This is a genomic window from Wenjunlia vitaminophila DSM 41686 (assembly GCF_000380165.1).
Lineage (GTDB): Bacteria > Actinomycetota > Actinomycetes > Streptomycetales > Streptomycetaceae > Wenjunlia > Wenjunlia vitaminophila.
In genome coordinates, this window is record NZ_KB904683.1 from 33,690 (window position 1) to 44,320 (window position 10,631).

Below are 10,631 nucleotides of genomic sequence, written 5' to 3' on the forward strand. Positions count from 1 at the left end.
CCGCTCGGCGCGGCCGGGCTGCGAGGAGCCCACGTTGACTGCCACCGCGAAGGCGCGGACGGGGGACCACGCCGCTCATCTCGACCATTTGGGTCACGTCGTCTTCATCACCGCCGCCGCGGCCATGGGCGGGTTCCTGTTCGGCTACGACAGCGCCGTGATCAACGGCGCGGTCACCGGCATCCAGGAGCACTTCCAGGTGGGCAGCGGCGCCACCGGCCTGGTGGTCTCCTCCGCCCTGCTGGGCTGCGCCGGAGGCGCGGCGACCGCGGGGCGGCTGGCCGACCGCATCGGCCGGGTCCAGTCCATGCGGGTCGCCTCGGTGCTGTTCACCGCGAGCGCGATCGGCTCCATGTTCCCGTTCGGCATCTGGGACCTCGGCTGCTGGCGGGTGATCGGCGGTCTGGGCATCGGCATGGCCTCGGTGATCGCCCCGGCCTACATCGCCGAGGTCGCCCCCACCGCCTACCGCGGCCGGCTCGGCTCGTTCCAGCAGCTCGGCATCGTCGTCGGCATCGTCATCTCCCAGCTCGCCAACTACACCATCGCCCAGACGGCCGGCGGGAAGACCACCAACCACGTGCTGGGCATCCAGGCGTGGCAGTGGATGCTCGGGGTGATGGCCGTGCCCGCGGTGCTCTACGGGGTCCTCTCCGTCGCGATCCCGGAGTCGCCCCGCCACCTGGTCGCCGTCGGCCGGGAGGAGCAGGCCCGCAAGGTCCTCGCGGAGGTCGAGGGCTCGCGGGTGGACCTCACCGCCCGGATCAGGGAGATCCGCGAGTCGCTGCGCCGTGAGCACAAGCCGGCCTTCTCCGACCTGCTCGGGGGCGGCCGGTTCCGACTGCTCCCGGTGGTCTGGATCGGGATCGGCCTGTCGGTCTTCCAGCAGTTCGTCGGCATCAACGTGATCTTCTACTACTCCTCCGCGCTGTGGCAGTCGGTGGGCATCAACGTGGAGAAGTCGCTGTTGATCAGCCTGTCCACGTCGATCATCAACCTGCTGGGCACCTTCATCGCCATCGCCCTGGTGGACCGGGTCGGCCGCCGGCCGCTGGCCATGGTCGGCTCCGTGGGGATGACGGCGGCGCTGGCGACGGCGGCCTGGGCGTTCTCGTTCAAGTCGGGGACCGGCAACAACATCACCATCCCGAACACGCAGGGCGCGGTGGCCCTGGTGGCCGCGCACGCGTTCGTGTTCTTCTTCGCGCTGTCCTGGGGCGTGGTGGTGTGGGTGTTCCTGGGGGAGATGTTCCCCAACCGCATCCGTGGCGCGGCCCTGGGAGTGGCCGCCTCGGCGCAGTGGATCGCCAACTGGGCCATCACGGTGAGCTTCCCGGCGCTGTCCGACTGGAACCTGTCCACCACCTATGCCGCCTACTCGGTCTTCGCCCTGGTGTCCCTGGTGTTCGTGTGGAAACTGGTGCCCGAGACCAAGGGCAAGAAGCTGGAGGAGATGGACGAGGTCCCGGAGACCAAGGGGATCGCGGCGCCGGGGATCGACACGGCACCCCAGCCCGGGGGCGCCACCTCGAAGGGGATCGACGAGGCCCCTGGCACCTGAGACCGGCTCGGTCCGTGATACTGGTCGGGTTGTGACCCGGACCCCCGGGACGGGGGACACCTGGCCGACGTGGTGGTCCACGACGGCCCGAGTGATCGACACCGCGCGGGTGCGAGCACAGTACGTGGCGAAGGTGACGTCGATGCGTCATCGGGACCGGGGTTTGCGCGCCGCCGGCCCCGGCCGGCGGTTCCCTGCGAAGGAGTAACGATGGATCTGGTGATCCTCGCCGTAGTGATCGCGGCGGTGATCGTCGTCGTGGCCGGCACCAGCCTGGTGGTCAGCCGGCGGCGCCGCAAGGAGGTGACCGCACCTCCGCCCACCCGGCAGGCCCCCCCGCCGCAGGCCCCCGAACCGCAGGTCGGAGAGGAAGCCGCGCCGACCAAGGACGAGCCGAGACGCACCATCGACTCGATCGACCTGCCCGACACCGACGTGGACACCGGGCTGGCCCCGGGGCCGACGGCCGAGGCTCCCCCCGAGGTGTCCATCCCGCCCGCTCCTCCGGTCCCCGAGCCGACCATCCCCGAGGTCGAGGTTCCGGAGCCCACCGCCGGCCGGCTGGTGCGACTGCGCTCCAGGCTGGCGCGGTCGCAGAGCTCGCTGGGTCAGGGACTGCTGTCCCTGCTCTCCCGGGAGCACCTGGACGAGGACACCTGGGAGGAGATCGAGGACACCCTGCTCACCGCGGACGTCGGCGTCGCCCCCACCCAGGAGCTGGTGGAACGACTGCGTACCCGGGTGAAGGTGCTCGGCACCCGGACCCCCACCGAGCTGCGCGAACTGCTCCGGGACGAGCTGGTCCAGCTCATCGGCCCGGACATGGACCGCTCGCTGAGCACCACGCGGTCGGCCGAGGGGCGGCCCGCGGTGGTGCTGGTCGTCGGGGTCAACGGCACCGGCAAGACCACCACCACGGGCAAGCTGGCCCGGGTGCTGGTCGCCGACGGGCGTCAGGTGGTACTCGGGGCCGCCGACACCTTCCGGGCGGCCGCCGCGGACCAGCTCCAGACCTGGGGCGAGCGGGTGGGGGCGCAGATCGTGCGCGGCCCGGAGGGCGGCGACCCCGCATCGGTGGCTTTCGACGCGGTCAAGGAGGGCATCGCGCTCGAGGCCGACACGGTGCTGGTGGACACCGCCGGTCGGCTGCACACCAAGACCGGCCTGATGGACGAGCTGGGCAAGGTCAAGCGGGTGGTGGAGAAGCACGGCCCGGTCAGCGAGGTGCTGCTGGTGCTCGACGCCACCACAGGGCAGAACGGACTGGTCCAGGCGCGGGTCTTCGCCGAGGTGGTCGACATCACCGGGATCGTGCTGACCAAGTTGGACGGCACCGCTAAGGGCGGCATCGTGGTGGCCGTCCAGCGTGAGCTCGGGGTGCCGGTGAAGCTCGTCGGCCTGGGCGAGGGCGCGGACGACCTGGCGCCGTTCGAGCCGGAGGCGTTCGTGGACGCGCTGGTCGGAGAGTGAACCGGCATCCGTCCCGTCCGACGGTATGACCGTCCGACGATCATAAGAAATAACAGGCCTGGTCGAGCGCCCCGGCCGGGCCCGTTGCTGTCCCTCGCTGTCGGCCCGCCGAGGCCCGGTCGACCCGACAGCAACCCGGGGGACGGTCCTACTCGGCCCCGCGGGGTCCCGCGAGCCTCAGGACGGCACCAGCCAGCGGTCGCGCTCTACCGGTCGCCGGTCACGGTGGCAGACGTAGGCCAGGGCGCCGAGGACCAGTCGCGCCTCCGGCGGGTGCGGGGCCGTGTCCGGGGTGGGCGGGCGCAGCCAGCGGGCACTCAGGGCGCTCGACGCCGACGGGGGAGCCGTCACGTGGTCGCCGAGCCCCAACGGGCGAAGGTCCAGCTCGGGGTCGTCCCAGCCCATGGTGTACAGCAGGTCCGGGAGTTCGGCGGCGGCCCCGGGGGCGACGAAGAACAGCGCCCTTCCGCGCGGGGCGGCCAGCACGGGCCCGAGGCGGGTGCCCATCCGCTCCAGGCGGACCATCGCCCGCACGGCGACACGCTCGGACACCTCCACCGCGTCGAACGAGTGCCCTGCCGGCAGGAGCGCGGACGCACCGGGGAACCGGGCCCACACCGCGTGGACGTCCTCGGCGGTGGCCCCGGGGCCGACCTGGTCGGCCCCGGCCAGCGGGTGGCGCCCGGGAGCCGGGCACCCGTGGTCGCCGCACGAGCACCGACCGCCCCGGGTCAGACGGGCCCCGGGCGTGACCACCCAGCCCCACCGCCTGGCGTACTCGGCCGCAGCCGCGCCCACCGTGGCCCGGGCGCGGTGGCGCGCACCGGACATGAGGTCGGCCAACGAGATGCGCATGTCACCCCCAACTGGTCATGGTAGCCCATGGTTACGGGTCGGTGACGCTGTGTCCATAGGGTCCCGGCGGGTGATGGGTGGCCGCGGGGTGCGAGGGCGTCGCGTCCGGTCGCCCGTGCGCGGCGCGGTTCGCGTTCCCGCCGGGCGCGCTGCCCCGTTCGCCCGCCGTCCAGGGGCGCCGAGAGCGGCGCCGGAGCGCCGGGGTGGCGAATGGTGGCGTTTCCCCTGGCCCCATTCGCCGTTGGGTGATCGTGAGGTTACTTTCAGTTCGCGAACCGGAATGCCGCGGACCGCTGGGGCGTCGCGCAGGGCACCGGGCCGGTTCGCCGACCGACCCGGAGGACACGCCACCGGGCGGCCAGAGCCGGGATGGGGGTGCTTCTGGTGGGCGACAAGCGGCCCAACGTCCAGTTGAACTCGTGGTTCGTGCGCAGCGGCTGGTCCAAGGGCGAGCTCGCACGCCAGGTGAACCGCAGGGCGCGTCAGACGGGGGCGCACCACGTCAGCACCGACACCTCCCGGGTGCGCCGGTGGCTCGACGGCGAACAGCCCCGCGAACCGATCCCCCGCATCCTTTCCGACCTGTTCTCCGAGCGGTTCGGCTGCGTGGTGTCCGTGGAGGACCTCGGGTTGCCCCCGCAACCCGGCCCCCCGCAGGGTTCCGGGGTCGACCTGCCCTGGGCCGGGCCGCAGACACTGCGACTGATCGGTGAGTTGTCCCGCAGCGACCTGATGCTCAACCGCCGGGGGTACCTGAGTGGCTCACTGGTGATGTCCGCGGGCCCGGCCCTGCTCGAGCCGATGCAGCGGTGGCTGGCCACGCCGGCGTGCGCCTCCGCGCGGGTGTCGTCCCAGGAGCACCGGGCGCGCGGCGGCCGGCTGTCCGAGCCGGAACTGGAGCTGCTGGAGGCCACCACGCAGATGTTCCGCAGGTGGGACGCCCAGTGCGGCGGTGGGCTCCGGCGCAAGGCGGTGGTGGGACAGCTCCACGAGGTCACCGAACTGCTCCAGGAACCACACCCGCCCCGGGTGTCCAGGCGGCTGTTCCGCATCGCGGCCGAGCTCTCCCACCTCGCCGGCTGGATGACCTACGACATGGGCCTGCACCCCAGTGCCCAGAGGTACTTCGTGCTTGCCCTGCACGCCGCGAAGGAGGCACGGGACCGGCCGCTCGGCGCCATGGTGCTCTCCGACATGGCCCGGCAGATGACCCACCTCGGCCGCCCGGAGGACGCGCTCGAGCTGGTCCACCTGGCCCAGTACGGCAGCCGGGACACCGCGGGCGCCAGGACCCGGTCGATGCTCTACGCGCTGGAGGCCCGCGCCCACGCCAACGCCGGCGAGGTCAACAGGTGCCGCCGCGCGGTGGGCATGGCCGAGGACGTCTTCACCGAGGCGGGCTCGTCCGAGGACCCCGACTGGATCCAGTTCTTCACCGAGGGCGAGCTGTACGGGGAGATCGCCCACTCCTACCGTGACCTCGCCAGGACCTCCGGGCGGGGCCCGGCCCACGCGTCCCTCGCCGAGCCGGTGATGCAGCGGGCGGTGCGGTACTTCAGGGACGACGTGACACAGCAACGCACCTACGCGCTGAACCTGGTCGGCATGGCCACCGTCCACCTGCTCCAGGGAGACGGTTCCCAGGCGGCCTCCTGCCTCGGCGAGGCGGCGGGCACGGCCGGACGCATTCGTTCCGAACGGGTCAACAGCCGGCTCCGCCAGGTGACCGAGGAGGCGTTGCGCCGGCACGGGACGTTGCCCGAGGTGAGGGAGCTGCCGGAACGGCTGGCCGGTGCGCTCCCCGAGGCTCCCGGGCTCTCCGAGCCGGCGCGGAGGCGGCACGCCGGCTGAGGCCCCGCGCCGTCGGCCGGGCCCGTCCCCGCGGCGGTCCGCCGGTGCTCCGGCGCGGTGAGGCGGGCGTCACCACGGCCCGCCGGGCCCCACAAGAGCCGGTCGGCGGAGTTCACCTCGCCTTAACACCCCGGTGGCCTTCGTCACGGGCGCGAAACACCGTGTCCGGTTGACCGAAACGCAGGTGGACCACTCTCGAGAGGACAACCGGTCCGCGCGGACGTCCCCCCGACGTCCCACACCCCGCGCGGGCCGGATCGAGAGATCGGAGCCATCGATGCCGTCTGGCGCGAGCGCCATGCATTCCGTATCCCTGGCCGCGGACTCGCTGGATACCGGCAACACCGCGTTCATGCTGGTCAGCACTGCGTTGGTCATGCTGATGACGCCGGGCCTCGCCTTCTTCTACGGAGGAATGGTCCGGGTCAAGAGCACCCTGAACATGCTGATGATGTGCTTCATCAACCTGGGCCTGGTCACCCTGCTGTGGGTGCTGTACGGCTTCGGGATGGCGTTCGGCACAGACCGGGGCGGGTTCGTCGGCGCCCAGGGCGACTACCTCGGACTCAACGGTGTCGGGGTCGCCGAGGTCTGGCCGGGTTACGACATCCCCGTCTTCGTCTTCGCCGCCTTCCAGCTCATGTTCGCGGTCCTGACCCCCGCACTGATCAGTGGGGCGTTGGCCGAGCGGGTGAAGTTCACCGCCTGGTCGGTCTTCGTCGTCGCCTGGGTGACCCTGGTCTACTTCCCGGTGGCGCACTGGGTGTGGGGGGCCGGTGGCTGGTTGTTCGACCTGGGCGTCATCGACTTCGCCGGGGGCACCGCGGTCCACATCAACGCCGGTGCCGCGGCCCTGGGCGCCATCCTGGTGGTCGGCAAGCGGATCGGGTTCAACCGCGAACCGATGCGACCGCACAACCTGCCGCTGGTGATGCTGGGCGCGGGACTGCTCTGGTTCGGGTGGTTCGGCTTCAACGCCGGGTCCTGGCTGGGCACCGGTGACGGCGTCGCCGGAGTCGCCTTCGTCAACACCCAGGTCGCCACCGCCGCGGCGGTGCTGGGCTGGCTGGGGTACGAGAAGGTGCGCCACGGCACCTTCACCACCCTGGGTGCGGCCTCCGGCGCCGTGGCCGGCCTGGTTGCCATCACCCCGGCGTGCGGAGCGGTGAGCCCGCTCGGTGCCATCGCCGTGGGGGTCATCGCAGGCGTCCTGTGCGCCTGGGCGGTCGGCTGGAAGTACAAGCTGGGCTACGACGACTCGCTCGACGTCATCGGCGTCCACCTGGTGGGCGGGCTGACCGGCTCCCTGCTGATCGGTCTGTTCGCCACGGGCGGGGTGCAGAACGACGTCGAGGGCCTCTTCTACGGCGGCGGCCTGGACCAGCTCGGCCGGCAGGCCGCCGGGTCGTTCGCCGTCCTCGGCTACTCCTTCGTCGTCTCGTTCCTGCTGGCGAAGGCCATCGACCGGGTGATGGGCTTCCGGGCCCCGGAGGACGCCGAGATCGGCGGCGTGGACCAGGCGTTCCACGCGGAGAGCGCCTACGACCACGCCGCGGGCGGCTCCGGTCTTGCCGGCGGCACCAGGGCCGACGGGAACCCGACCGGTGGCCACGACGGCACCACGCGCGGGGAGACCGAACGCCCCGGCACCTCGCTGAAGAAGGTGGACGCATGAAACTGATCACCGCCGTGGTGAAGAACCACCGGCTGGACGACGTCAAGGACGCCCTGCGGGCCTTCGGGGTGAAGGGCCTGACGGTCACCGAGGCCAGCGGCTACGGCCGGCAGCGCGGCCACACCGAGGTGTACCGGGGCGCCGAGTACACCATCGACCTGGTGCCCAAGATCCGGATCGAGGTGCTGGCGGAGGACGAGGACGTGGAGGACCTGCTGGACGTCATCGTCACCGCGGCCCGCACCGGCAAGATCGGCGACGGCAAGGTCTGGGTGGTCCCGGTGGAGACCGCGGTGCGGGTCCGCACCGGCGAGCGGGGGCCCGACGCGCTGTGAGCACGACCCGGGGCAGGGGGACGTGGCCGGAGCAGCCGGAGGAAGGCTCGGAGGCGACCGGACACCTCCAAGCGGGCCGGGCGGCCCCCATCCGCCGCCCGGCCGCCCCCCGCGCCACGGCCCCCGACACCGACGGCTACGCCGCGGTTCGGCTCCGGCTGCTCCAGGACCGCCAGGAGCCGGCGGCCCGGCGGCGGGCCCTGCTGGCCGACCTGACCGACCGGTGGTTGCGGCGGCTGCTGGCCGGCGCCGGGCGGACCGGGGACCCCGTCCGCTCCGCCGCTGGGGCCGCCCCGCCGGGCGTGGCCCTGGTCGCCGTCGGCGGCTACGGCCGCCGGGAACTGTCCCCGCGCAGCGACCTGGACCTGCTGCTGTTGCACGACGGGTCCTGGCGGGGCGACCGGCTGGCGGCGCTCGCCGACCACGTCTGGTACCCCGTCTGGGACCAGGGGCTCGACCTGGACCACTCGGTGCGCAGCCCGGCCGAAGCCCGCCGGGCCGCGGCCGAGGACCTGCGGGTCCAGCTCGGTCTGCTCGACGCCAGGCACGTCGCCGGGGACGCCGAGCTGACGGCGGCGCTGCGCACGGCCGTCCTCGCCGACTGGCGGGCCACCGCCCCACGCCGCCTCACCGAACTGCGGCGGATGTGCCTCGAACGGGTCGATCGCCACGGGGAACTGCCCTACCTGCTCGAACCGGACCTCAAGGAGGCCCACGGCGGACTGCGTGACCTCACCGTGCTGCGGGCCGTGGCCGCGTCCTGGATCGCCGACGCACCCCGCGAGGGGCTGGCGGAGGCTGCCGCGGTCCTGCTGGACGTCCGTGACGCCCTGCACCTGACCACCGGCCGGGCCACCGACCGACTCTCCGCCGAGGACCAGCGGCAGGTCGCCGAGGCGCAGGGGCTGGCGGACGCCGACGCGTTGCTCCGCCAGGTCTACGAGGCCGGCCGCACGGTCCACTACGCCAGCGAGGTGACCTGGCGCGAGGTGCGCCGGGTGCTGCGTTCCCGCGAGCAGCAGGGCCGTCGGGGAGCCCGGCGCCTGCTGATGGGGCTCGGCAGGCCCGCGACCGCGTCCGCGGACCGGGGACGCGTGCCGCTCGCCGAGGGCGTGGTGGAACAGGACGGCGAGGCCGTCCTGGCCCGCACCGCCCGGCCGGACCAGGACCCGGTGCTGGTGCTGCGGGCCGCCGCTGCCGCCGCGCGGGCCGGCCTCCCGCTGGCCCGGCCCGCGGTGCGCCGACTGGCCTCCGTGGCCTGCCCGCTCCCGGTTCCCTGGCCGGCGGAGGCGAGGGACCGGCTGGTCGCCCTGCTGGGTGCGGGGGAGAGTGCCGTCCGCGTCTGGGAGGCGCTGGAAGCCGAGGGCCTGGTCACGCGGATGCTGCCCGACTGGGAACGGGTCCGCTGCCGACCGCAGCGCAACCCGGTGCACCGGTGGACCGTGGACCGGCACCTGGTGGAGACGGCGGTGCACGCCTCCCGGCTCACCCGCCGGGTGTCCCGTCCCGACCTGCTGCTGGTCGCCGCCCTGCTGCACGACCTGGGGAAGGGCTGGCCGGGGGACCACAGCGTGACGGGGGAGGTGATCGCCAAGGACGTGGCGGCCCGGCTGGGGTTCGGGCCGGCCGACGTCGAGACCCTGGCCCGGCTGGTCCGCCACCACCTGCTGCTGGTGGACACGGCGACCCGGCGGGACCTGGACGACCCGGTGACCGTGCGGTCGGTGGCCGAGGCGGTCGGCGGGGTCGGGACGTTGGAGCTGCTGCACGCGCTGACCGAGGCTGACGCCCGCGCCACCGGGCCCGCGGCGTGGAGCCCCTGGCGGGCCTCGCTCGTCACCGACCTGGTCCACCGGGTGAACGCGGTGCTGGCGGGGGAGCCGGTGACCGAGCCGGTGACCGGGACCACCGCGGAACAGGAGCGGCTCGCCGTGGAGGCGCTGCGCACCGGCGGCCCCGTGCTGACGATGCGCACCCGCGCCCCGCGGGACGCCTCGGAGCCCCGGGACGGCGCCGGCGGGGACCACGAGGACGGGCTGGTCCGGGCCGATCCGCCGGAGCCGGAGCCGGTGGGCGTGGAACTGGTGCTCGCCGTGCCCGACCGTCCCGGCCTGCTGGCGGCCACCGCCGGGGTGCTGGCGCTGAACCGGCTCACCGTCCGCGCCGCCGACCTGTGCCGGGTCGATCCGGTGGGGTGCGGGCCGGTCACCCTGCTGCGCTGGAGGGTGGACGCCGAGTTCGGGCCGCCGCCGGAGCCCGCCCGGCTCCGCCAGGACCTGGCCAGGGTGCTGGACGGCTCGCTGGACGTCGCCCGGCGGCTCGCGGAACGGGAGGCGGCCTACCCGCGGCGGCGCGGTGCCCCGGCGGCCCCGCCCCGGGTCACGGTGGCCGGGGGTGGGGCGGCCACCGCCACGGTGCTCGAGGTGCGGGCCGGGGACGCCCCGGGGCTGCTGCACCGGATCGGGAGGGCCCTGGAGGAGACCGGGGTGCGGGTGCGGTCGGCCAGGGTCAGCACCCTGGGGGCGGACGCCGTGGACGCGTTCTACGTGGTCGGCGCCGACGGGCTGCCGTTGCCCGGGTCGCGGGCGGCCGAGGTCGCCGCGGCGGTCGAGCGGGCCCTGGCGGCCGGCTAGGCCGTGTCCGTAAAGTCGGTTGCTCGTTGGTTGGTTCGTGGTGCGTCGTCATGAGTTGACTGATGAGTCGTGGGCGGTGATCGGGCCGTTGCTGGCCCCTCCCCGGATGGGCCGGCCGGTGCGGGACCGCCGCCAGGTGGTGAACGGGATTCTGTGGAAGCTGTCCACGGGTGCGGCCTGGCGGGACCTGCCCGAGCGCTACGGGCCGTGGAAGACGGTCTACGAGCGCTTTCGGCGCTGGTCGGCCGACG

Annotated in this window: 8 protein-coding genes; 7 read left to right on the plus strand and 1 reads right to left on the minus strand. The window is 73.7% G+C overall.

Features of this window, described 5'->3' with window-relative positions:
* Nucleotides 1-34 precede the first annotated feature (34 nt).
* Together A3IG_RS30310 and ftsY are read left to right on the plus strand one after the other, a co-directional pair.
* On the plus strand, nucleotides 35-1,561 hold the full coding sequence (locus A3IG_RS30310; RefSeq protein WP_078500649.1) for a sugar porter family MFS transporter: 1,527 nt from the start codon (nucleotides 35-37) through the stop codon (nucleotides 1,559-1,561).
* 210 nt (nucleotides 1,562-1,771) lie between these two features.
* Complete coding sequence (ftsY, locus tag A3IG_RS0118405) at nucleotides 1,772-3,031, plus strand: signal recognition particle-docking protein FtsY (protein ID WP_018385061.1); 1,260 nt, start codon at nucleotides 1,772-1,774, stop codon at nucleotides 3,029-3,031.
* A 177-nt stretch (nucleotides 3,032-3,208) separates the two neighbouring features.
* Here ftsY and A3IG_RS0118410 read toward each other — a convergent pair whose 3' ends face one another.
* Complete coding sequence (locus tag A3IG_RS0118410; protein ID WP_018385062.1) at nucleotides 3,209-3,886, minus strand: bifunctional DNA primase/polymerase; 678 nt, start codon at nucleotides 3,884-3,886, stop codon at nucleotides 3,209-3,211.
* A gap of 369 nt (nucleotides 3,887-4,255) precedes the next feature.
* Between A3IG_RS0118410 and A3IG_RS30315 the strand changes: the two genes are divergently transcribed.
* The 5 genes from A3IG_RS30315 to A3IG_RS32720 all read left to right on the plus strand — a co-directional run.
* Nucleotides 4,256-5,737: a hypothetical protein gene (locus A3IG_RS30315; protein WP_018385063.1), complete on the plus strand. Its 1,482-nt coding sequence runs from the start codon at nucleotides 4,256-4,258 to the stop codon at nucleotides 5,735-5,737.
* Nucleotides 5,738-6,014: 277 nt separating this feature from the next.
* Nucleotides 6,015-7,412, plus strand: a complete 1,398-nt coding sequence (locus A3IG_RS30320; RefSeq protein ID WP_078500651.1) for an ammonium transporter — start codon at nucleotides 6,015-6,017, stop codon at nucleotides 7,410-7,412.
* Nucleotides 7,409-7,747 (plus strand): P-II family nitrogen regulator, encoded by a 339-nt coding sequence (locus A3IG_RS0118425; RefSeq protein ID WP_018385065.1) that lies wholly within the window; start codon nucleotides 7,409-7,411, stop codon nucleotides 7,745-7,747. The genes A3IG_RS30320 and A3IG_RS0118425 overlap by 4 nt, the downstream gene beginning before the upstream one ends.
* Before the next feature lie 89 nt (nucleotides 7,748-7,836).
* Nucleotides 7,837-10,380 (plus strand): [protein-PII] uridylyltransferase, encoded by a 2,544-nt coding sequence (locus A3IG_RS0118430; RefSeq protein WP_026220394.1) that lies wholly within the window; start codon nucleotides 7,837-7,839, stop codon nucleotides 10,378-10,380.
* 37 nt (nucleotides 10,381-10,417) lie between these two features.
* Nucleotides 10,418-10,631 (plus strand): transposase (locus A3IG_RS32720; RefSeq protein ID WP_407701032.1); only part of this gene is annotated, 214 nt, incomplete at its 3' end.